The 23,171-nt window shown below is 58.3% G+C and carries 21 protein-coding genes; 14 read left to right on the top strand and 7 right to left on the bottom strand.

Annotated features, from left to right (window positions below):
* Positions 1 to 191: 191 nt before the first annotated feature.
* A complete protein-coding gene (locus IB277_RS14115; protein ID WP_309140342.1) occupies positions 192 to 992 on the top strand; it encodes an isochorismatase family cysteine hydrolase in 801 nt (266 codons plus the stop codon).
* A 499-nt stretch (positions 993 to 1,491) separates the two neighbouring features.
* Here IB277_RS14115 and IB277_RS14110 read toward each other — a convergent pair whose 3' ends face one another.
* Entirely contained in the window at positions 1,492 to 2,439 is a 948-nt protein-coding gene (locus IB277_RS14110) for a LysR family transcriptional regulator (protein WP_192371156.1), read from the bottom strand.
* 109 nt (positions 2,440 to 2,548) lie between these two features.
* Here IB277_RS14110 and IB277_RS14105 point away from each other — a divergent pair, with 109 nt between their 5' ends.
* From IB277_RS14105 to IB277_RS14045, 13 genes are all read left to right on the top strand, one after another.
* Positions 2,549 to 3,589 carry a class 1 fructose-bisphosphatase gene (locus IB277_RS14105; RefSeq protein ID WP_192371155.1) on the top strand — a complete coding sequence of 347 codons (1,041 nt, stop codon included), beginning with the start codon at positions 2,549 to 2,551 and terminating at the stop codon, positions 3,587 to 3,589.
* Between the two features lie 9 nt (positions 3,590 to 3,598).
* On the top strand, positions 3,599 to 4,471 hold the full coding sequence (locus IB277_RS14100) for a phosphoribulokinase (RefSeq protein ID WP_192371154.1): 873 nt from the start codon (positions 3,599 to 3,601) through the stop codon (positions 4,469 to 4,471).
* A gap of 13 nt (positions 4,472 to 4,484) precedes the next feature.
* On the top strand, positions 4,485 to 6,512 hold the full coding sequence (gene tkt, locus IB277_RS14095; RefSeq protein ID WP_192371153.1) for a transketolase: 2,028 nt from the start codon (positions 4,485 to 4,487) through the stop codon (positions 6,510 to 6,512).
* Positions 6,496 to 7,743, top strand: a complete 1,248-nt coding sequence (pgk, locus tag IB277_RS14090; RefSeq protein WP_192371152.1) for a phosphoglycerate kinase — start codon at positions 6,496 to 6,498, stop codon at positions 7,741 to 7,743. The genes tkt and pgk overlap by 17 nt, the downstream gene beginning before the upstream one ends.
* Complete coding sequence (gene fba / locus IB277_RS14085; protein ID WP_192371151.1) at positions 7,731 to 8,810, top strand: class II fructose-bisphosphate aldolase; 1,080 nt, start codon at positions 7,731 to 7,733, stop codon at positions 8,808 to 8,810. Before pgk ends, fba begins: the two co-directional genes overlap by 13 nt.
* 22 nt (positions 8,811 to 8,832) lie before the next feature.
* Positions 8,833 to 10,296, top strand: a complete 1,464-nt coding sequence (locus tag IB277_RS14080; RefSeq protein WP_192371150.1) for a form I ribulose bisphosphate carboxylase large subunit — start codon at positions 8,833 to 8,835, stop codon at positions 10,294 to 10,296.
* Positions 10,297 to 10,311: 15 nt separating this feature from the next.
* Complete coding sequence (locus IB277_RS14075; RefSeq protein WP_192371149.1) at positions 10,312 to 10,701, top strand: ribulose bisphosphate carboxylase small subunit; 390 nt, start codon at positions 10,312 to 10,314, stop codon at positions 10,699 to 10,701.
* A 29-nt stretch (positions 10,702 to 10,730) separates the two neighbouring features.
* The gene (cbbX, locus tag IB277_RS14070; RefSeq protein WP_192371148.1) at positions 10,731 to 11,666 is read left to right on the top strand and encodes a CbbX protein; all 936 of its coding nucleotides are present in this window, start codon (positions 10,731 to 10,733) and stop codon (positions 11,664 to 11,666) included.
* On the top strand, positions 11,663 to 12,358 hold the full coding sequence (gene rpe / locus IB277_RS14065; RefSeq protein WP_192371147.1) for a ribulose-phosphate 3-epimerase: 696 nt from the start codon (positions 11,663 to 11,665) through the stop codon (positions 12,356 to 12,358). Before cbbX ends, rpe begins: the two co-directional genes overlap by 4 nt.
* A gap of 4 nt (positions 12,359 to 12,362) precedes the next feature.
* The gene (locus tag IB277_RS14060) at positions 12,363 to 13,097 is read left to right on the top strand and encodes an HAD-IA family hydrolase (RefSeq protein ID WP_192371146.1); all 735 of its coding nucleotides are present in this window, start codon (positions 12,363 to 12,365) and stop codon (positions 13,095 to 13,097) included.
* Positions 13,072 to 13,797, top strand: a complete 726-nt coding sequence (locus IB277_RS14055; protein WP_210334499.1) for an HAD-IA family hydrolase — start codon at positions 13,072 to 13,074, stop codon at positions 13,795 to 13,797. Before IB277_RS14060 ends, IB277_RS14055 begins: the two co-directional genes overlap by 26 nt.
* A 403-nt stretch (positions 13,798 to 14,200) precedes the next feature.
* Positions 14,201 to 15,088, top strand: a complete 888-nt coding sequence (gene cysE / locus IB277_RS14050; protein WP_192371145.1) for a serine O-acetyltransferase — start codon at positions 14,201 to 14,203, stop codon at positions 15,086 to 15,088.
* Between the two features lie 794 nt (positions 15,089 to 15,882).
* Positions 15,883 to 16,218, top strand: a complete 336-nt coding sequence (locus IB277_RS14045) for a hypothetical protein (RefSeq protein WP_192371144.1) — start codon at positions 15,883 to 15,885, stop codon at positions 16,216 to 16,218.
* Positions 16,219 to 16,972: 754 nt separating this feature from the next.
* On the opposite strand, the gene IB277_RS14040 is transcribed toward IB277_RS14045, so the two are convergent.
* From IB277_RS14040 to IB277_RS14015, 6 genes are all read right to left on the bottom strand, one after another.
* Positions 16,973 to 17,515 carry a DUF2877 domain-containing protein gene (locus tag IB277_RS14040; RefSeq protein ID WP_192371143.1) on the bottom strand — a complete coding sequence of 181 codons (543 nt, stop codon included), beginning with the start codon at positions 17,513 to 17,515 and terminating at the stop codon, positions 16,973 to 16,975.
* A 332-nt stretch (positions 17,516 to 17,847) separates the two neighbouring features.
* Positions 17,848 to 18,933, bottom strand: a complete 1,086-nt coding sequence (locus IB277_RS14035; RefSeq protein WP_210339611.1) for a DUF1116 domain-containing protein — start codon at positions 18,931 to 18,933, stop codon at positions 17,848 to 17,850.
* Positions 18,934 to 19,473: 540 nt separating this feature from the next.
* Positions 19,474 to 19,962 carry an MSMEG_0572/Sll0783 family nitrogen starvation response protein gene (locus IB277_RS14030; RefSeq protein WP_192371141.1) on the bottom strand — a complete coding sequence of 163 codons (489 nt, stop codon included), beginning with the start codon at positions 19,960 to 19,962 and terminating at the stop codon, positions 19,474 to 19,476.
* A 65-nt stretch (positions 19,963 to 20,027) separates the two neighbouring features.
* A complete protein-coding gene (locus IB277_RS14025; RefSeq protein ID WP_192371140.1) occupies positions 20,028 to 20,306 on the bottom strand; it encodes a hypothetical protein in 279 nt (92 codons plus the stop codon).
* Position 20,307: 1 nt separating this feature from the next.
* Positions 20,308 to 21,639, bottom strand: a complete 1,332-nt coding sequence (locus tag IB277_RS38885) for an FAD-dependent oxidoreductase (RefSeq protein ID WP_192371139.1) — start codon at positions 21,637 to 21,639, stop codon at positions 20,308 to 20,310.
* A gap of 343 nt (positions 21,640 to 21,982) precedes the next feature.
* Positions 21,983 to 23,158 (bottom strand): MSMEG_0565 family glycosyltransferase, encoded by a 1,176-nt coding sequence (locus tag IB277_RS14015; RefSeq protein ID WP_192494868.1) that lies wholly within the window; start codon positions 23,156 to 23,158, stop codon positions 21,983 to 21,985.
* Positions 23,159 to 23,171 lie beyond the last annotated feature (13 nt).

Below are 23,171 nucleotides of genomic sequence, written 5' to 3'. Positions count from 1 at the left end.
ATCGGCTTAAAACTGGACCCAGGCTCGGATAAGAGCGCCATACCCAAACTAAGGTTTACTTGTGTCCGAGCGGTACGGTCCGTACATTGAAAACATAGGCAAGAATTGATACGCAGCACTTGTGTAGAATTCGGATAATTCTGCATAGCGTTACTGTTGCTTGCTTAGTAACCCTAGATGGAGGCAGTTACGTGTTTAGCCCGAAAACCAAATCACTCAGGAAATTTGCCGCAGCCGTCCTCGCTGGCGCAGCTCTTCTTGGAGCCAGCGCGGCCGCCAACGCGCAAACTGCCAACGATCCGTATAAAGATCCCGAGAAACCTGCTCTGACGAAGGGCAACATGAAACTCGACGTATCAAAAGCGGCTCTCGTGGTGATCGATCCCCAGAACGACTTCATGAGCCCTAAAGGCCTCGCATGGCCAGTCGTTGGCGAAAGTGTCACCGAGCACAAGGTCGTTCCCCATCTTGACCAGCTCTTCGCCGCCGCCAAACAGGCCGGAATGGTTGTCGCGATTTCGCCCCACCACTATTACCACTGGGATCATACCTGGAAGGTGCAGGGGCCCCTCGAAATCTTCCAGCATGACGCTGGTGTCTTCGACCGCAAGGGACCTTACACGCTGGACGGCTTCGAAGGATCCGGCGCCGACTTCCTGTCAGATTTCAAGAAGTACATCGAGGACGACAAGACCATCATCGCCTCTCCCCACAAGTTGTACGGCCCACAGGTGAATGACCTCACGTTCCAGCTCCGCAAGCAAGGGGTGACACAGATTATCCTCGCAGGAATGCTCGCGAACATGTGCGTCGAATCCCATCTTCGCGAATTCCTCGAGGAAGGGTTCGAAGTAGCCGTCGTGCGAGATGCAGTCGCCTCGACTAAACTGCCTGAGGGTGACGGCTACGGGGCCGCCCTCGTCAACTTCCGATACATGGCGAACGGACTTTGGACTACCGATGAAGTCGTCCAAATGATGACGACGCATTAAGTCATCAATAAAGGAAACGGGGCAGGCATTCAGTCTGCCCCGTTTCGTTTCCATCGCACGTTTAGTCGGCAGCTGCCGAGATCGGATTCCCCTCCTCTCCCACGACATCCACCGTTGTCGTTGACCCACGTGAGTGCGCCGCTCGCGAAGATGCGGCTCGTTACGCCCCCTCCGAACAGAAAGCCCGCCACCGCAATGAGGCGTCGTCCCCCGGTTTCAAACACGTGGATGCGGCAGAGCGCCACAGCTACACTCATGTATAGTGTTGCAGATGCGCTATACAGCGTAGGGTTCTAAAGTCATCACTGTCTCATTTCCTCTGTAGTGGTGATCATGCTGCCACGGCTCCTTTTCCCCGCGGCATCAACCTTCAAGACAAACTTCACGGGCCGTTTGTTCACAGCAGCGGCCCTCTTTTTTCAGCTAGTCCGATTTCATTTGGAGCCGTCGCGCCGCGCACCGCTCAGCATTGAACCGGAAAATAGGTATCCAGCTACCTTCAGGTCATCCCGAGCGAAGTGAGGGAATAGGGCTTGGTCGCGACGGGAAGGTACTTCGCCCCCTCCTTGGCTAAGAAGCGGTTGAAAGCCGCCATCGTCGGGGTGAAAATCCGGTCGTTTCTCCATACTGAGTACCACTCGCGTCGGATGGGCAGTCCGACAACGTCAAGAATGAATAGTCGCCCTGCCGCGACCTCGAGTTCGATAGTATGCGCGGAAATGAAGGCGATGCCGAGACCGGCGATCGCTGCTTGCTTGATGGTCTCATTCGATGCCATTTCGGAACCGGCGTGCTCGAAACGGCCGGGCACGCCCGAGAAGAATATTTCGAGCGAGATCCGTGTTCCCGATCCGGGTTCCCGGATTAGAAAATGCTCTGCCGCAAGCTCTTCCTTGGTGATATCCCGTCGCCCGACAAGGCGATGACTCTCATTCGCGACTATTACCAGAGGGTGGTCTCCGAAGACTTGAGCATCAACTGGTAAACCTCGGGGCGGCCGCCCCATCAGTGCGATGTCGACATTACGCTCCTGCAGAGAACGTATGGTCTCGCCTCGATTGCCGACTATGAGATCCATGCTGATGTCAGGGTTTTGCGTCTGAAACGCCGCCATAAGGCGTGGCGCGAAATACTTCGCGGTCGAAACAACGCCTAATTTGAGTGCCCCCTTTCGACCCTTGGCAATCATTGAGATCTCTTCACCGAGAATTCGCAATCTCTCCTCGATCGAGCCTGCCGCATCAATCACTGCTTGACCTGCGGCGGTTGGACGCATCCCTTCCGAAAGGCGCTCGAATAAAGCGACGCCGAGCTCTTGCTCCATTTGCTGAAGCTGCAAGGTCACTGCCGGCCCTGTTAGCCCTAAGCTATTGGCCGCCCGCGATATTTTCCCGGTTTCATGCACGGCCAGAACTGACCGGAGATGGCGAAGCGTGATGTTTCTCATGCGTCCATATTAGAAAAATTTACTCCGGTTGTAACAATAATAAAATTTCCTAAGCTGCGGTTTCACGGAATTGTTCTCGCCGAGGTTGAAGACACGGGGAGGTGATTTCGTGAAACCAGCAGCCACGCTCGACGCGTATCTGGCATCTTTAGAAAATGGGCGCACAGCGCACGCTCCGCACATCGCGGGAACGGTTCGCTGCCTGGCTATCGCCGCCGTCTTTCTTCGGCATGCCATTTCCGATGGTCTCTACCAGTCGGAAAACGCGGGCATTCCCCACACTGAAAACAGTGACGGCGACATTCAGCACGAACTCGATCTTTACGCCGATGATCTCTTTCTAAACGCCGCGAGGAAGGCGGGCCTGGCATACTACGCAAGCGAAGAGCAGACCGCCGAGATAGTCATCGACCCCTCGTCTCCGTTGGCGATTGCGATCGATCCGCTAGACGGATCGAGCAACATAAAGGCAAATCTGTCGATCGGCACCATCTTCTCGATCCTGCCGAACCTCGGCGATCCCGTCGCCACATTTCGCCAGCAGGGATCCCGCCAATTCGCCGCCGGCTTCTTCATCTATGGGCCGCAGCTTTCGCTAGTTCTGACTACGGGGCGGGGCACCTCTATTTTCACATTCAGCCAAAAGATGGGGACCTTCGTCGAAAGCGTCCCATCAGCGGTCATTCCGCAGGAAACGGCGGTCTTTTCCATAAATGCCTCCAACTACCGTCACTGGGACACAGCAGTCCGAAGCTACGTCGACGATTGCCTGCAGGGCCAGAGTGGAGTTCGAAGCAAGAATTTCAACATGCGCTGGAACGCGTCGCTCGTCGCCGAAGCGTATCGGATCCTGATTCATGGCGGCGTCTTTCTCTATCCCCGAGATGAGCGTCGGGGATACAAGAACGGCCGGCTGCGGATTTCATACGAAGCGAACCCTATTTCCATGCTGATCGAACAGGCTGGAGGTGCATCGACTGATGGAACATCGCGCATACTCGACATTACCCCGTCCGACTTGCACGAGCGCGTTCCCTTGATTTTCGGCTCCCGAGAAGAAGTCGCGATAGTCGCCAGATACCACATCGAGCCGAGTGCCATCGGCGCACGACATCCCCTCTTTGGCCATCGTGGCCTGTTTCGAGCTTGAGGCGCAGCTATGTCAAAACGGTTTCCCGTCATCGCAATCACTGGGTCGTCGGGCGCGGGTACGACGACTGTTAAAACCACATTTGAGAAGATCTTCGCACGAGAGAAAATATCAGCAGCTTTCATCGAAGGTGACGCGTTCCACCGCTACAATCGCACCGAGATGAAGGAAAAGGTCGCCGAGGAAGATGCTCGCGGTAACCGACACTTTTCCCATTTCAGTCCCGAAGCCAATGAACTCGAGCGTCTGGAAGCGCTGTTCGAGGAATACGGACGACGCGGCACGGGCAAGCGACGTCACTATGTCCACGACGATGCGGAAGCCAGATTCCATGGCGCGCCTCCCGGCACCTTCACTGATTGGGTTGACCTACCCTCGAGTGATCTCCTGTTTTACGAGGGTCTCCACGGTTGCGCCGTGACGGAGAAAGTAAACCTCCCGCGTCATGTCGACCTGAAGATCGGTGTCGTGCCAGTGATCAACCTGGAATGGATTCAGAAGATCCACCGGGACAAGTCCGCCCGTGGTTATACGACCGAGGCGGTAACGGACACCATCCTTCGGCGCATGCCGGACTACATGCGATACATCTGCCCACAGTTCTCGCAGACAAATATCAATTTCCAGCGCGTGCCGACCGTCGATACGTCGAATCCCTTTATCGCGCGGTGGATTCCGACACCCGCCGAATCCATGTTGGTTATTCGTTTTGCCAACCCCCGCGGCATCGACTTCCCTTACCTGCTCTCAATGCTGGGCGACAGTTTCATGTCGCGCGCCAATTCGATCGTCGTTTCCGGCGAAAAGCTGGACCTCGCGATGCAGCTCATCTTCACCCCCCTCATACACAAGCTTCTCGACGAGAAGCATCGGTCGTCCTGATCAGGAGGAAGACATGAACGTCCACCACACCTCGGTAGATATCCAGGCTTCTGAACACGAGATGGCAAACGCCATCCGCGCTCTGACGATGGACGCCGTCCAGCGAGCCAATTCCGGTCATCCAGGTATGCCGTTGGGCATGGCCGACGTTGCCACGGTGCTTTTCAACAGGTTCATTCGGATCGATCCCACGACACCAAACTGGCCGGACCGCGACCGCTTCATCCTTTCGGCCGGGCATGGTTCTATGTTGCAGTACGCGATCCATCATTTGGTTGGCTACGCGGACATGCCCATTGCGGCGTTGGCCCAGTTCCGCCAGCTCGGCTCCGTCACCGCGGGCCACCCCGAGTATGGGCACACTTTCGGCGTCGAAACGACAACTGGCCCGCTTGGCCAGGGACTTGCAACGGCCGTGGGCATGGCGCTGGCTGAGCGCATGCTGACGTCGCGTTACGGCAAGCGGCTAGTCAATCACAAGACCTATGTCATCGCCGGAGACGGCTGCCTGCAGGAGGGAATCAGCCACGAAGCGATCGACCTTGCCGGCCATCTCAAGCTTTCGCAGCTCATTGTGTTGTGGGACGACAACCGGATCTCGATCGATGGAGACCTAAGCCTGTCGACATCCATGCGGCAGCGTATGCGTTTCGCGGCGGCGGGATGGGCGACGGATCAGGTTGATGGCCATGATCACGGAGCTATTGCCGCGGCGCTAACCCGCGCTCAAAAGAACCGCCGACCGACAATGATCGCCTGTCGAACAGTCATCGGCAAAGGTGCGCCGAACCTACAGGGCTCAGAGAAGGTCCATGGCGCGCCATTGGGTGACGCGGAAATCGCCGCCGCACGCGTCTGTCTCTCTTGGCCCTTCGAAGCGTTCCATGTGCCGGAATCCGTCTATCTCGCGTGGCAAGGCGTGGCACAGCGAGGCAGACAAGCGCGGGAAGACTGGGAGCGCCGGCTGGAGCTGTCTTCCCGAAAAGATCGCTTCCTGGCGGACATGAAGGGCAACGTGCCACCCGGCGTGACAAGAGCGCTGTCTGCTTTTCGCAGGGAACAGGTCGAAAAAAAAGTGAAGCTCGCGTCGCGCAAGGCCTCCGAAAATACTCTGGCTATCATCAACGCCAAAACAACTCTTACTGTCGGTGGATCGGCCGATCTTACACACTCCAATCTGACACTTACACCGGGTCTGCTCCCCATCCGGCCGGGTGATTTCCAGGGCCGCTACATTCATTTTGGCATTCGCGAGCACGCCATGGCCGCTGCGATGAACGGAATGGCGCTGCATGGCGGTTTCATCCCTTACGGAGGAACATTCCTCTGCTTCGCGGACTACGCGCGGGGTGCAATCCGTCTGTCGGCCCTGATGCGCCAGCGCGTCATATACGTGATGACCCACGACTCGATAGGACTTGGGGAGGACGGCCCGACGCACCAACCGGTTGAACATCTCGCGATGCTTCGTGCAACACCGGATTTGCAGGTATTTCGACCGGCAGACGCCGTCGAGACCGTGGAAGCCTGGGAGCTGGCGCTGACTTCGAGGGATCGGCCGACCGTCCTTGTGCTGTCGCGCCAGGCCCTTCCCATGCTGCGGAATCTTCACACACGCCAAAACCAATCCGCCAGAGGCGCCTACGTATTGCGGGACACTGTGGAGCCCCGGCAGCTGACGCTTCTGGCCACCGGTTCCGAACTACAGATCGCTGTCGCCGCTGCTGAACGCTTATCCGCGGAACGAGCGCTCAACGTTGCCGTCATCTCCATGCCATCCTGGGATCGTTTCGAGGCACAAGACGACGCATACAAGCGTTCCGTACTCGGCACCGCCCCCCGCATTGCGATTGAGGCCGCAGCACGCCTCGGCTGGGACCGCTGGCTCGGGGAGACCGGCCGGTTCATCGGCATGACCGGTTTCGGCGCGAGCGCGCCGGCTGAAGCCCTCTACGAACATTTCGGGATCACCGTCGAAGCCGTCGTCAAGGCCGCGGACGCTCTCCTTTCGAACGGAGCATGCCATGTTGGCGACGCGTGAAAATTTCGTGCCTGACGTGGCGCATGCCGATGTTGCCGACCGGATCGTATTGGTGCGGGCTGATCTCAATGTACCAATGCAGAGTGGGAGCATCACCGACGCCACGCGTATCAGCCGTTTCGCGCCGGCCGTCGCTGCACTTTTATCGCGTGGAGCCCGTGTCGTCGTGATGACACATCTCGGCCGTCCAGCAGCCGAGTACAATCCAGTGTTTTCGACACGGCCCTTGGCCGAAGCCCTGTCCTCGCTGGTGCAGCGCGACGTGCGGTTCGTACCGGACTGCGTGGGGAATTCTGCAGAACGGGCTGTCGGAAGTCTACCTGCCGGCGGGGTCGCGCTCCTCGAGAACCTTCGTTTTCACAAAGGCGAGGAAGACAACAGTCTCGCTTTCGCCCGCAGGCTCTCGGTCCTGGGAGATCTATATGTCAACGACGCATTTTCCTGCTCGCATCGTGCGCATGCCTCGGTACATGCCATTGCCGGCTTGATGCCGGCCTATGCCGGACCTTCGCTTCTGGCTGAAATCGAAGCGCTGGAGAAGGCCTTGGATACCGCCCGTCGCCCCGTCACAGCGATCGTCGGCGGCTCGAAGGTGTCGACGAAAATCGAAGTCCTCAAAAACCTCGTAGACAAAGTTGACACGCTTGTGATCGGGGGCGGCATGGCGAACACCTTTCTCTATGCACGCGGGATATCAGTAGGCATCTCGCTTTGCGAAAGGGATGCGGTGGGGACCGTACGCGAAATAGAGGCGGCCGCTCGCAAATCCGGGTGTCGCATCCTTCTGCCGCGAGACGTGGTCGTCAGCCGACGATTTGTTGCAAACGACACTTGCGAGATGGTGCAAGTCGACGCGATTAGTGACGACGTCATGGCTCTGGATATCGGCGAAGCCTCGCGGCACGAGATCGGTGAGGCATTGCGCCAATCCGGTACCGTCCTTTGGAACGGTCCCCTCGGTGCGTTCGAACTCACACCGTACGGCATTGGAACCTTTTTCATCGCACGGATAATCGCCGAACTCACTCGTCGTGGCGCACTTCGCTCGGTCGCTGGAGGCGGAGATACCGTGGCCGCGCTCACCGCGGCGGGCGTCGACCAAGACCTCACCTATGTCTCGACCGCCGGCGGGGCTTTCCTGGACTGGTTAGAAGGGCGCCCCCTCCCCGGTATCGAGGCACTCAAATCCACCCGACACGAACCGAAAGGAGTCCTGACATGGCTAGGATAACTCTGCGCCAGTTGCTCGATCACGCCGCTGAGGCGGACTACGGCGTACCCGCCTTTAACATCAACAACATGGAACAGGGCCTTGCGATCATGGAGGCGGCTGTGCGCTGCGACGCGCCGGTTATCCTCCAGGCCTCTCGCGGTGCGCGTAGCTATGCGGGCGACATTATGCTCTCGAAGATGATGGAAGCGCTCGAGCAGATGTTTCCCGGGATTCCGCTCTGCATTCATCAGGACCATGGAAATAATCTCGCAACGTGCCTCTCGGCTATTCAAGCCGGTTTCACGTCCGTGATGATGGACGGATCGCTTTTGGCGGATGCCAAGACACCGGCTGACTATGACTACAATGTGCGCGTGACACGCGAGGCTAGCCAGTTGGCGCACATGGTCGGCGCATCGGTTGAAGGTGAGCTCGGCTGCCTGGGCTCGCTAGAGTCCGGCCATGGCGAAGCAGAAGACGGGCACGGCTTCGAGGGCGCCCTCGATCGCTCTATGCTGCTGACCGACCCCGATCAAGCCGCCGCGTTCGTCGCGGAAACGGGGGTGGATGCGCTCGCCGTTGCGATCGGCACATCGCACGGTGCTTACAAATTCACGCGGAAACCCACCCAAGAGGTTCTGGCAATGGACGTGATCGAGCGCATCCACGCCCGGCTTCCGAACACGCACATCGTCATGCACGGGTCATCCTGTGTGCCTGTGGAGCTGCAGGCGGTCTTCAACGCTCATGGGGGTGAGATGCGCGAGACATACGGCGTACCTCTCGACGAGATCGTCCGCGGGATCCGCCACGGTGTTCGCAAGATCAATATCGACACGGACCTGCGTTTGGCGGCTACGTCGGAGTTCCGGCGAACCGCGACCTCCGCGCCCTCACAGTTCGATCCCCGAATGTTCCTGAGGCCCGCGATGGATGCGATGCGAAAGGTCTGCATCGAGCGCTTCGAAGCATTCGGCACTGCAGGAAATGCTTCGAAGATCAAACCTCTTCCAATGAAAGAAATGGCTCGCCGCTACCAAAGTGGCGAGCTCGGCGACACCTCGAGCGCGGCCTGGGCAGCCTGACATAACGTTGAAAGGAACAAACATGAACACCGATGCAAAGACAGAAATCCGCGGCAAAGAACGGTACCGCGCAGGCGTGCTAAAATACGCGCAGATGGGGTATTGGGACGGCGATTATGTTCCGAAGGACACCGATATCATCGCGCTCTTTCGCATCACGCCGCAGGTTGGTGTCGATCCTATAGAGGCCGCGGCCGCCGTTGCCGGAGAAAGCTCCACGGCGACCTGGACCGTTGTCTGGACCGACCGGCTTACAGCGGCTGACCAGTATCGAGCCAAGGCGTACCGCGTCGACCCTGTCCCAGGTCAGGATGGCCAGTACTTCTGCTACGTCGCTTACGACCTTATTCTGTTCGAACCCGGGTCGATTGCAAATCTTACGGCATCGATTATTGGCAATGTCTTTTCTTTCAAGCCTCTCAAAGCCGCCCGGCTTGAGGACATCCGCTTCCCAGTCGCCTATGTGAAAACCTACAAAGGACCACCGACCGGCATCGTTGTCGAACGCGAGCGTTTGGACAAATTTGGCAGGCCCCTGCTTGGTGCGACCACCAAGCCAAAGCTCGGGCTGTCCGGCAAGAACTACGGTCGGGTCGTCTATGAAGGGCTGAAGGGCGGCCTGGACTTCATGAAAGACGATGAGAACATCAACTCGCAGCCCTTTATGAACTGGCGCGACCGCTTCCTCTACTGCATGGAGGCGGTCAACAAAGCCTCAGCAGAAACTGGCGAAATCAAGGGGCATTACCTCAATATCACCGCCGGAACGATGGAGGAAATGTATCGCCGCGCAGAGTTCGCCAAGCAACTCGGCTCAGTGATCGTGATGATCGACTTGATTATCGGCTACACCGCGATCCAATCGATTTCGGAATGGTGCCGAGCCAACGACATGATCCTCCACCTCCACCGGGCCGGACACGGCACCTACACCCGGCAGAAGAATCACGGCATCTCATTTCGAGTCATTGCCAAGTGGATGCGCCTTGCTGGCGTCGACCATATCCACGCGGGTACGGCCGTCGGTAAACTGGAGGGCGATCCGCTAACCGTTCAAGGGTATTACAATGTCTGTCGCGAACTGAAGAACGAGGTCGATCTGCAGCGTGGCATCTTCTTCGAACAGGATTGGGCCGACACGCTAAAGGTCATGCCGGTGGCTTCTGGCGGCATTCATGCCGGGCAAATGCATCAACTGCTTGAGTTGTTCGGTGACGATGTCGTGCTCCAGTTCGGCGGCGGGACGATCGGTCACCCGATGGGAATACAAGCAGGCGCAACGGCGAACCGTGTTGCTCTCGAGGCAATGGTACTCGCCCGCAACGAAGGCCGGGACATCACAGCAGAAGGTCCCGAGGTTCTGCGCGCAGCCGCCAAATGGTGCAAGCCACTCGAAGCGGCGCTCGATGTCTGGGGCGACGTCAGCTTCAACTACACTTCAACCGACACCTCGGATTTTGTTCCGACCCCATCCGTTGGCCTGTAAACCGAAGGAAACGCAATGCGTATCACCCAAGGATGTTTTTCGTTCCTGCCGGACCTCACGGACGAGCAGATCACTTCCCAAGTTGAATATTGTCTGCGCAACGAGTGGGCAATCGGCATCGAGTTCACCGATGACCCGCATCCCCGCAACACCTACTGGGGTATGTGGGGTAATCCGATGTTTGATTTGCGTGACGCCAAGGGGGTCATGTTGGAGCTTGCCGATTGCCGCAAGGCTCATCCGAACGCCTACATTCGAATAAACGCGTTCGACAACACACGCGGATGGGAGACGGTGCGGATGTCTTTCCTCGTGAACCGCCCGCCTGTCGAAACGAAACTTGTCATGGCGAGAACCGATGCTCACAGCCGCTCGCAGGTCTATGGCCTGCAAACAGCCCGCTAGCCAATCTCAAGAAGGTGAGGAAGAGAAGGATGTTGTCACAACAGAATGGGCCCGCCGCCTTCGGCGGGCCGACTGTCGATCCGTCGTCTCGCCGGATCGACCTGACGGAAGAGTTCAGATCCTCGGGCGTCGGAGAGGTCCTTGACGAACTTGACCGGGAACTGGTCGGGCTTAAACCCGTGAAGCAACGCATCCGTGAAATCGCTGCCCTTCTCGTCGTCGATCGTGCACGTCGATCGCTCGGACTGTCGCATACTACGCCGACGCTGCATATGAGCTTCACGGGCAACCCGGGCACGGGAAAGACGACGGTGGCGATGCGGATGGCAAACATCCTTCATCGGCTCGGCTACGTGCGCAAAGGCCATCTTGTCTCCGTCACCCGGGACGACCTTGTCGGACAGTATATCGGCCACACCGCGCCCAAGACGAAAGAGGTACTAAAGCGCGCCATGGGAGGCGTCCTCTTCATCGATGAGGCGTATTATCTCTATCGCCCAGACAATGAGCGAGACTACGGTCAGGAGGCAATAGAGATCTTGCTGCAGGTCATGGAGAACAACAGAGAGGATCTCGTCGTAATCCTTGCCGGCTACGCCGACCGAATGGACCTGTTTTACCAGAGTAACCCCGGATTTAGATCGCGCATCGCTCACCATATCGATTTCCCCGATTACGGGGATGAAGAGCTCCTTCAGATCGCTGACACTCTACTGGCGGACCAGAACTACCGGTTTGACGAGGAAGCCCGTACCCAAATGGCGAATTACATCGTACGGCGACGGAGCCAGCCGCATTTTGCAAACGCCCGATCCATCCGCAATGCCCTTGATCGAGCACGGCTTCGCCAAGCCAATCGGCTTTTCACAAATTCGGTTGGTCCGGTTTCCGGTGAAACGCTGTCAACTATATCGGCTGAGGACATCCTCGCCAGCCGCGTTTTCCAGGACATTGTCACACCATGAGCAGCACTATTATCGCGCCCTCGATCCTTGCCGCTGATTTCTCCCGTCTCGGAGACGAAGTCGAGTCTGTCGTACGCGCCGGCGCAGACTGGATCCATTTGGATGTAATGGATGGACACTTCGTGCCCAACATCACATTTGGCCCAGCAATTGTGAAGGCATTGCGACCACGCACGAACCGGGTCTTCGACTGCCATCTGATGATCGCGCCTGCGGACGCCTATGTCACCGCCTTCGCCGATGCGGGCTGTGACATCATCACCGTTCATGTCGAGGCGGGACCCCATCTCGATCGCTCGCTCCAGATGATCCGAAATCTTGGACTGAAGGCAGGGGTTTCGCTCAATCCGTCAACGCCGGAACAAGCGATCGAGTACGTAATGGACCGCGTGGATCTTGTCCTGATAATGACGGTCAATCCCGGGTTTGGCGGGCAGTCCTTCCTCCCAGCAGTAATCGAGAAGATAAAACGGGTGCGACAGATGATCGGTAATCGGCAGATCGACCTTCAGGTCGACGGCGGCGTCACGCCGGAAACGGCCCCGCTCGTACGCGCCGCCGGCGCCAACGTCCTCGTGGCTGGTTCGGCTGTCTTTAAGGGCAACTCCGAGGCGGAGTACGAGGCCAACATACTTGCAATCCGCCGGGCGGCCGACCTAGCCGATCCTGCGGACCTGCGCGAAGCGAGGTGACGCGATGGCAGTTGGTCCGTTCCCGTCCTCACTTGTGATCGTTCGAGGCATGCCGAAGGCGGTGCTTTTCGACCTTGACGGAACTTTGGTGGATTCCGCGGCAGACCTTGCCGTCTCGATCAACGAGGTTCTCGCAATCCGATCGCTGGGTCCACTGCCTATTCCTTCTGTTCGGCGGATGGTCGGGCATGGAATCCGCGCACTCGTCGAACGTGCGCATCACGCGTGCAATATGCCGCTTACGGAAGACCAGTTGGACCAGGCGACATCGTCCATGCAGGAGGCATACGCAAGCCGGCTCGTCCAGCAGACGTCGTTAATGCCAGGTGCTACAACATCGATCGATGCAGCAGAATCCCTTGGCATTCCCTTGGCGCTTGTCACGAACAAACCTGAGCACTTTGCGCGGCAGATACTCGAGCACTTTCGTTTGCTCGCGCGCTTTGAGGTCGTTATCGGTGGCGACACGGGCCTGCCCCGCAAGCCCGAACCCGATATGTTGCTACTTGCGGCTCGAAAGCTAGGCGTGACACGTGATGTTTCCTTGATGGTCGGGGATGGAGAGGCTGACATTGCCGCCGCGTGCTCGGCGGGAATGCCATCCCTGCTGGTTGGGACTGGCTACAACGTATCAGGGAGGGGTCCGGCTCCATCCTACCGCATGAATAGCCTTGAACATTTCCCCATTTGGCTCCGCGAAAGAGATGCGATCAATGAAGCCCGCAGCGCTAATTTTTGATGTTGACGGTACTCTCGCAGAGACCGAGGAACTGCACCGGAAGGCTTTCAATGCCGCGTTTAAAGAAGCCGGTCTCAATTGGATTTGGGATTGTAGCGTGTACGGGGAACTCCTGAGAACCACCGGTGGAAAAGAGAGGATTACAGTTTACGCCAACCTGATCGGAGAGAAAGCAATCGACGTTCCTACGCTTCACCGGCGGAAAACGGAAATCTATCGGAAGATGGTCACTTCCACCTCGCTCGAGTTGCGCCCGGGGGTGAAACGCCTGATAGACATCGCCTACAAGCAGTCGATTCCGATGGCCATCGCCACGACCACGACCCGAAGCAATGTCGACGCATTAATTGCCGCTACACTTGGCGGACGCGTCGAAAACTGGTTTATGTCGGTCCGATGCGGTGAAGACGTCGTTCATAAGAAGCCTCATCCCGAAGTCTACGAACGCGTCCTTCACGACTTGAGGGTCTCGGCTCACCAATGCTGGGCGTTCGAGGATTCGCGAGTAGGCCTTGAAGCGGCGCTCGCAGCGGGAATGCCGACCGTCGTGACGCCTAGCTTGTACACGCAAACAGACGATTTTTCAGGAGCGACACTGATGCTGAGCGATCTAGCGACTCCCTACTCGGCTTTGATTTACCGTGGGCATGCGCAGCTGCATGCCGTGCCTTCCGCTTTGATCCCTCTCTTCGGGCACTGACAGCCCCTCGTGCAACATCCAAGTTCAGGACGCCCGCACAGGACGGCGCTACGCGCGGTAATACGTTCCGCGGTATTACCAGCCCGCCTACAACGTCCACCCTTTCGCTTGTATTGCATACTCTGCTCGGAAGGCGTGGCGACAGCGACGGAAAATGTGCGCGTCCATAGCCTTCGCGTCATTCGCACTTGCATACATTAGCGCGATACAGTATGGCTTCGATCCATACATTCCCGAACCTATCCAGTGGAAAACGCGAGCGGACCACCAGTCGGGCAGGCAATCCGTATACCGCTCTCAATTTTCACCGGATGCGCGCACCAACGTAAGCATAGCAGATTCTGCATACACAAAATGAGCAGCGAACTACTTCCAACCCCAAGAACCACCCGCTTCCCTTTAGATGCCGTTGCCGCCAAGCCTTGGGAAAGACTGCGCAATTTCGGCGAATTCGCGACCCTTCAAGTGTAGCACGCGCGTGACCGATCACGATGACAACCACTCAGTATGGTGCCGAATTCTCGCGGAAGCGGAAGAGGCAATCGAAAGTGAGCCTTTCCTTGCGGCGGTGATTGGTGAGAGCGTCACTGAGCGACCCAACCTAACAGAAGCGATCTGCTATCGAGTGGCGAGCTTATTGGTCCCCCGGAAAGAAGAGCAACTGCTTTTGACCGCGATCACTCCACTCACGGACGGAAATTCCTCTATTCTAGCTCGCGCCCACACTGACATCATGGCGGTTCTGGATCGAGACCCGGCGACGACCAAAGCCTTGCACGTTTTCCTACACCTCAAAGGCTTTTTAGCGCTGCAGGCACACCGCATCTCACACGCCTTGTGGCTTGCAGGTCGTCGCGATTTGGCACTCTATCTGCAAGGTTGCACTTCCCGAGCGCTTCAGGTTGACGTGCATCCGGCGGCTCGCCTCGGCGCCGGGATATTTCTCGACCACGCGGCCGGCATCGTCATTGGCGAAACCTGCGTCGTTGAAGATGACGTTTCCATACTCCAGAACGTCACACTCGGCGGAACAGGAAAGGAAACCGGCGACCGCCACCCAAAGGTCCGCCGTGGCGTGCTCATTGGTGCTGGAGCAACAATCCTCGGCAACATCGAGATCGCGGCCAATGCACGTATTGGAGCAGGTTCAGTGGTCGTTAAACCCGTCCGCGAAGGTGAGACAGTTGCTGGAATCCCGGCACGCGCCCTGGGTTCTAATCTCAACCCGCCCGCACAATCTCTGGAACACGTCTTTGAGAGTGGCCCCCCCTTCTACGATTTCGGAGTATAGATCGCTATTCGGATTTTCGCGTGGAATCCTGTCTCTGAGAGACACCTCCACGTTGAACAAAAGCCCGAACTGTTGCGTCCCGCTTGGCAGCAGACACCCGGGACAGAAGTCCCGGTCGGTGACGCCCGCCAAGGCGGACGACCGCATGCCCACAGAACATCTCCGTCGCGTGGACATCGGAACCCCGCGCGCCAACCGGCACGTCGGGGTGCGGGCGGCGGTAGCCAATCTTCGCCGCTTTGATACCTCCTGCCATGAACCGAGTTCGGCGGGCACCGTCCCATTCTTCCATAGACGGGAAACGCACCCTTCCTCGAGAGCCAGCAGGACGCCCTTTATTCCGGCCAGACGGGCAATGGTCCGTCTGGCGATCTCGGTTGCCGACGCGCAGGCATCGGGCGCATCGAAGGCGAGGTTGCCGATGGCCGAGCTATAGCCCGCCGAGACCTCGAGCACGTCTATGCCGGCAAGACGGGCGCGACGTGTCAGCATCTGCACGAACACCGTCCTTGCCCAGTAGTTCAGGAGCCGGTTGAGGGAGCGGCCCCTGCCGCACGACTGCAACTTGCCCAGTCCCTTTTTCAAGACGATGGTGCCGCAGCGATGTTTGCGCGCCATCGAGATCGCCCGGCCGCAGACGGCCGCCAGCGTCTCGCGCACCAGCTCCGCCGATGCATCCTTGTCCAGGTCGAGCTTCACCAACGCGTGGTCCAGCAGCTTTGTGCTTTTCACGGAGCCTGGACCTTTGGTGTTTGCCGCCGCGGCGATGCCGATCCCAGTTCGGATTGAGATCGATGCCGAGGCAGCGTCCCTTGATCGGCACCACGGGACGACGCCGTTGCGGATGGTGCGGCAGATCGGTCGGGTCGAAGGTGACGCTGACATGGGTGTCGCTGATGGAAAAGCTGACGTTGATGCGGTCCCGCTCCGCCGCGTTGGCGCGGATGTCGGCCAGCTGCCGCATGATGATCCCGCGGTTTCCGGTCATGCGCGCCAGATGGAGCACCGCGGTGCGTCACCGTCTTTCCCGATCGGCCGCCGATTTCTTTGCGGCCGATCTTGACGACGATCGTCGTCTCGTCGAGCAAGTGGACGTTCTGGTTGCCGCGGGTGGCGATCACCGAAACTGACGAACGGATGCAGCCGCTTGCGCTTCCATTCTTCCGGCGAGACCAGCCCATTCCGCCAGCGTTCGAGCTCGCTTCTTCCGCCGAAGATGGCCGTTCCGTTCGGCGTCAGCTTGCGTTTCCAGATGCCGAGCTTCGTGGCTCAGTGGATCCCCCAGCTGTCGAGAAGACCCGCGCGTGCCGTCGGCCCTCACCGCATTGGCATAGGCCGTTCTGATCGCCGCCGATTGCACTCGGCGGAGGCAATCGAGGAACAAATCCTCGTCGGAACAACGGTATGGGATGGAGTTGGTGTGCACGGAAACATAATCGAGCCACCAACGCTTCTATGAGACCGCGAGAGCTTCCACGCCGTCAAACGCCGGTGAAATTATTCCAGCAGAATCAGGCCGCGAACACTATTCAGACTTGGGCGAGCCGCAAGAATGGGATTCCATACGAAAATCCGAATGGCCATAGATCATAATGGAGGTTCGGGCGGGTCGGAAACACACGTTTCATCAAGTGCCACGAGGAGGCACGGTCCTCCAAGGCCGGGTGTGTTCACTCAATCGGGGGACCGCCCGGAAACCGAAGACGTAGTCCATCTGTCTCCCTTGTGATGGCACGCCGCGCGCCCTCCAGACCGGTCGGAGGACTTATGTCGTAGCCGAGGGCGCTGATATCACACCCGGCCGCCATAATCTCTGCTACGAAATTTGCAAAATCCCTCGATGTCAAAGGGCGCTCGTCGTACCGTGGCATCTCGGTTCCCCTTTTACCTTGCGAACTCCAGGATGGTGAGATCGGGCTGTGAGATCGTCGGGAAAGGCAAAGGCGAGCCATTTATACGTAGCCACGCGACGGCCGCCAAGCGAAGACCGGTCAACATCGCTCCCCCCGAGGAGCTCCCGATGGATCGAACGACTGACGTAAGTCGCTCGAAATCAGCGCGGCTTGATCCTGCGGGCGTATTAGCACTTGAAAGGCCGGCGGCGCATTCAACGAGTGCATGGATCGGCTTAATGCTCTGCCCCCGGGCCGCCCAGGACAGAAAGCTGCGGCTCAGGTCGCATGTATCGGCTATTGCCGCCACCTGCGCAGGCATTTCGCTGCGAGGGTCTGCCCAGTGCCAGAAGAGCAGAATTCCGGCCAGTACGTCGTCGCCTGATGGTGTAAGTCCCGCTCCAAGGCCTTGCAGCAGTATTCTTGCTTTATGAAGGTTCGAGGAAATAACCGCTTCGACCACGTCGTGCCAGATATGAGTAAGATCGTGCGGGGGAACATCCAGGCTATCGGCTTCGGCGAGTGTCCGGGCCATCGCGACAAAATCCGATCTCGTGTACCGGGTGGGCCGGTATGCTTCGGCGTCTGACAATCGGAAGGCGGATGTTGCGGTCACGATGAGATCGCGTGAGAAATGCACGCTAGACCGCTCCGGGGGCGCCGGTGGAGCCTCCTCAACAACTACATGGATGGGCCCCGGGGGTAGCTGCGGTCCTCCAAATGCGAGGAAAAGTTTTCCGAGGCGGACATAGAAGCCGCAAGAGAAATTTCCTGCGACTATTCCCTTGCGGCTCTCCCCCCAAGCAACTGTAAAAACCTCGGTTAGCCCTTCACCAATGCTTATAGCGGACAAGACCGGTCGTTGGGTCACACGATCCTCGCGTCGAGTTCGAGCAAGGCGTCGGTAAAGCATTTCAAGGGTGCCCAGGCGACGCCCGCTCCGATCTGTCCAACGCCGTCAGTCGCATGAATGATGCCGGTACTGACGCCAGGCGTGATCGAGAATTCGACGACCCGGCGGACATCGACACCAACCGGGGTTCCCGCATTTTCGAGAAATGGCATCCGGAATCGTGTGCTTTCGCCAGCGCAGATGCGGCGCATGCGTTCCGTTGCGCTTCTTGCGTCAGCCATTCGCCCACCGAGAATGGCTGCGACCGCCGGAGAGTTCGCCGCGGCTGCGCCACCTAGCCCAACAAGCTCGAGAACCGCGCTGTCGCCTATGTCTCGAGCACTGACTTCCGGACCGAAGCCCGGATAGTAGAGGGCATCTTGGACCGACGGCGCACTGGCGAGAAACCACCGATCGCTTACACCTGCCAAGCGGATGCCGTACGATGTGCCGTTCCTTGCCATTGTCGTCACGATACTAGCGTTTTGCACCGTGGCCGCAGCATCGACGAGCGACTTCGCGGCCGCCATCGCGACGTTAAGAAACATCATATGGTTTCGGCTTAAAAACTCCGCGACGTCTGCTAGCCGGCCATGCTGACTCTGCACAAGAAACGGCAGAAGCTCCTTGAGAAGCAAATTGGTCGTGGCTTGCACCCGCAGATGGACGTCGTCTCCCATCAACACCCCTTGCGCAACGAGCGAGAGAATGTCGATGGGTCCGCTTCGCCGCAGTGTCTCCGCAAGTATTGGACCGATCGTGTCACGAATGAACGCAAGGCGCTCGACCGCCGCTGCGCTGTTGACTCCGAACCATTGGACCGCCCCAGCGCCCTGGTTGATGCTCGAGTAGGCTCGGGTGCTGCCGATATCATTTTCAACCACGTAGACGGGCGTGGAGGGACCGATCACGGTCGCCATCGGCAAAACAACGGAATGCTCGTTTGCTGGTTTCAATTCCACTGAGTCGGCTGCCAGCAGGCAAGCCGCGTCTTCGGCATTTTGCGCCCACCCCTCAACCACCACAGCCGCCGTCAAAGACCGGCGAAGAGGATCGCACATCTCCGACCACCTAATCGCCGGACCGCAGTGAAGGAGCGTCCGTTCGCTCATCTCAGGAATCACCGCGCCGGCTCGCTCTATAGCCCGAAGCATCGGTCGGCCACGGTTGAGCCTCGATAAAACCTCCGCGTTCGCGGTTTCGATCAGTTTGGACTTAGGCCCCCACAACCGTGCGAGTGCCGCAACGACGGACTCTTTCCCGCGGCCCGGGATCCGCCATTCAGTTCCTACGACAGCTACCGACTGGGCTTTTAGGGAGTCTTCGAACAGGGGTAGGCCCACATTGATGACGTCCGCGCGCTTAGGAAGCTGAACGAATACACCAGCTCCAACGGGCGTCATTGTTCCGATCTCCTATGTGCCAAGCTGCACCCTTTACTACTTGTCCCACGTGCCCGTCGAACCATCTAGCAGCTACCCCGAGGGAGCGACACACGAGACTTCATCACGAGCATCGTCTGAATATTCCCGCCAAACAGAAATGCAGCAACCTATCAAGAATTGCTGCATTTCTCCGAAAGGGCAGGTTCAGTCCAATTCTTATATTGTCCAAGTCGTCATGACGAGCGCACGATCCCGCCATGCTTGGATCGTCAGATCCAGGATATCGAGCGGATTCACTGGAATGACTCCCGGAATAAGGTCATCCTCACGCATGCCGTAGAGCGCCCCCATGGCGAAACGGCACGAGTAAATCTTAGCACCCTCGTCCATGAGCGTTTTGAGCTGTCGATTGTACGCGAGATTCCCTGGGAACCCCTCTGCGCCGACCGCCGGGTAACCGCGCGCCGCAGACGCCATGAGAACGCCAGGACCATAGAGAACGAAGGACAGATCAAAGCCCTTTCGCTGCAGTCGAGTTGCAGTCAGCATGTTCACGAGGCCAACAGACCCTTCGAACGGCACGGTGTGCATAAAAATGTATGCCTTGTCTCCCGGATTCGCCTTGTGATCCGGGAACACCTTCTCTTCCGTGTTGAAAAGGATGTCACCGGCCTGAGGCGCGGGAATCGTTACTGTTTTTGGCATTACTTCTCCTCCGTTATATGTCTTGCATCCAGCGCAATGATCGCATCACGCTCGGAAGGCTGGGATTACGAGTTGGAAATAGGGAAGTCGTGGGCTCGACGTGGGCGGTCGGCCTGTTTCGGCCAAACGCGACGATGGCTTCCGGGCAGAGCGCGGAAAACGGCACGCCGGAGACCGTCGGGCATGACGAAGTAAATCGGCACGAAAACATAGCGCCAAAAATAATCTTTGAGGCCTCGCGGCTTTACGCGCAGCTTCATACCCTGTTTTTTTGCCACTCTCTCCTGCGCAGCGGCGAGGAGATAACGTTCCGAGTTGGAACGGAGCCATTGCACGAAGGACATGTCAGTACCTCCGGAAATTCTGCTGAACTGCCTGGGCAGCCATCGCAATAGGTTCGTTCAAGGCGCCGATCGCAGGCGAATACACGTTCTCCATCGAGGCGAGATCATCGATCGAGATCCCCGAGCGGATAGCCACGCCGAGGAAATCTGCACGCTCTTTCACACCCTCTCCTCCGACGATTTGCGCCCCAATGAGGCAACGAGAGGTCGGGTCAGCGAGTAGCTTGACTGTGATTGGTCTTACGCCGGGGTAGTAGCGCGCTCGTGTGATACCCTTTGACGTGCCGCTCACGAACTTTACCCCGAGGGCTGTCGCAGTCGTTTCACCAAAGGAAATGCCTCCAATCATCCAGTCTCCCGCGAGCATCGCCCATGGTACGTACACGGGGTGATACTCGCGATGACCTCCGGCCGCATTGATGCCTGCGGTCTTGCCCTGTGCGTACGCATGACTTCCCGAAAGGCCCTGCAGTGGAACCTGCGTCACGCCGTGTGGTATCTCGATGCAGTCTCCGGCGGCGAAAACGTCCGGAACCGAGGTGCGCATGCGCGCGTCGACCGCGATGCCGCCGGTAGCGCCAAGCGCCAAACCTGCAGCCTTAGCGAGAGAAGTGTTCGGCACCTTCCTCGTGCCGATAATGGCGAGCTGCGCCTCGATCCTACCCGCGGTAGTTTCGACATGCGTAAGCGTTCCGTTGCCGCCGAACGAGGTTACGCGGTCGCCCCACATCGTCGTGACGCCGCTATCCTCCCACGATTTCCGAACGGGCTCGATAATGTCAGGGTCGACAACGTTCGCCATTGGCCACGGCGCCGGATCGACGACGGTCACCTTAATGCCGCGATGCGTGAGGGCGGACACCATCTCTACGGCTATTGGTCCGCACTCCACGACGACAGCGGATTTGACGCCGTCGATATACTTGTCCCACTCGGCGGCCTCGCGAATATTCTTAACGCGGTAGATGCCGCGGAGGTCGCCGCCAGGTAGACCGGGATCCTCATAGTTCCAGCCAGTCGCAAAAATCAGGCGATCGTATTTGACCTCACCTTCGCCCGCCACCTTGAGGATACGGCGCTTTACGTCAACACTGTCCACCGTAGTTGTGTAGTGGATATCGATGCCTTGGTCCGCGTATTGCTGCTTTGTCGCAAGGAACAGTCGGTCGAAGGACTCGATTTCCTTTCCGTGAACGAATGGAATTCCGCAGGGGCTGTAAGCGACATCTTCGAATTTCGTATAGCTGACGATTTTCGCCAAGGGATCCACGCCCTGCGCGGCACCGGCTGCTCCTAAGCCAGCTGCGCCTCCTCCAATGACAACAATTTTCACACCGTCACCCTCCCTGTTGCATATCGTATAGGAAATGAATTTATCGGAAAGTAGATGGCTTTCTTCATCCCGTCAAGGCGTGTGAAGCTGTGTTTCTGCGACCATCGCGGGAAGTAGGCGTGGCTCCGAAGTCGAGTGAATCCTGGACGCATTCCGCTTATTTGCAGCGCAAGCCAAGAAGGGCTGCGACCGGCGGCGGTGCGGCACTAATGGGATGGGAATGAGCTTTCGCACCGCGCCGCAGCGCCGTGCGAATTACGGCATCGCCATTTCGCGGGCGGGGAAGAGTGGGCATCCAGCAGAGGAGCGAACCCACAATTCCCCGTCGTCGCGGTGTGGCGAATTACACGCGGATAACTTCGTTGTAGATACGGATATGCTCGTCGGCAGTAGCCTTCCAGCTGAAATCGGCCACCAGGTGGTGTCCGTTCTGCGCAAGACGGATCGCGGTCTCCGGTTCATCCAGCAGGCGAGCCATTCCCGAGGCAAGCGAGTCTACGTTTCCGGTCGATGTCAGAATGGCGTGCTGGTCGGCAACCAGGAACTCGCGAAAGACGTCGATGTCCGACGCTACGACCGGCAAGCCGGCCGCGGCAGCCTCCATAATCACCAAGCCCCAGCCTTCCTTCGTTGATGGAAAGACAAAGCCGTCGGCAGCCGCAAGCCAGTCAACCAATTCCGTTTGCGAAACAGTGTTTAGAAGGACGACATCCTTACCCAACTCCAGTCCCATCTCGGGGAGCGACCCCAAAACCCGATCACGATAATCGCGATAATCTTGGAAGGAGTGCCCGCCGATTACCGCAAGGAGGGGCGGCTTCGGTCTTTCGGCTTTGAGTTTGGCCATGGCCTTCATCAGATATTCGCTGCCTTTGCGTGGCTCGATACCGCCGATAGTGAGATACAGAAAGCGGTTTTCCGAGCCAATGCTGCGGCGCAACTCGGCACGGCGCTCAGCTGTCAGCGTCGTCCTGAAGCGCTCGGGCTTGACCCCGTTGTAGACGATCGACGCCGTAACGCCGTACTCGTCGAGCAGGCGGTCCTGCCAAGACTTGCTAACTACGAGTGCACGATCCGGTTCCAAAATCGCGTTTCGCTGACAATCTATCAGCGCTTGGGTGGTAAAATCGTCCACATGGTGGACGGTCCGTACGAGTTTAAAGGGCGCTCCCGCGTCCCTGACTCGGGCCGCGGCACGAGCCGAAATGCAATCTTGGCTGTGAACGATGTCAAATTCATCTCGCATTTCATGCAGACCGGAGGTCATCGCGTCGATCCAATTGAATACCCGCTCTTCCAATGTCTCGAACTGACCCGGCGGAGCAATCATCCTCACGGGAACGCTGACTTCTCTGAACAGCGCCCCTGGTTCACCCATAGCTATCACCGTCACCGCCATGCCTGCGGATTGCAGTGCCTCCGCCAACTCCAGCGTATGAACCACCCCACCCCGGGGTTTGGTGGAGTAGGTCGTGAGCGCGATACGAGGCGAACGGCCGGATAAGGAAGGATTTGACATCATGGTATTCAAC

The sequence above is a fragment of the Ensifer sp. ENS07 genome (assembly GCF_014852185.1).
Taxonomy (GTDB): domain Bacteria; phylum Pseudomonadota; class Alphaproteobacteria; order Rhizobiales; family Rhizobiaceae; genus Ensifer; species Ensifer adhaerens.
This window is presented reverse-complemented; position numbering and strand designations above follow the sequence as displayed.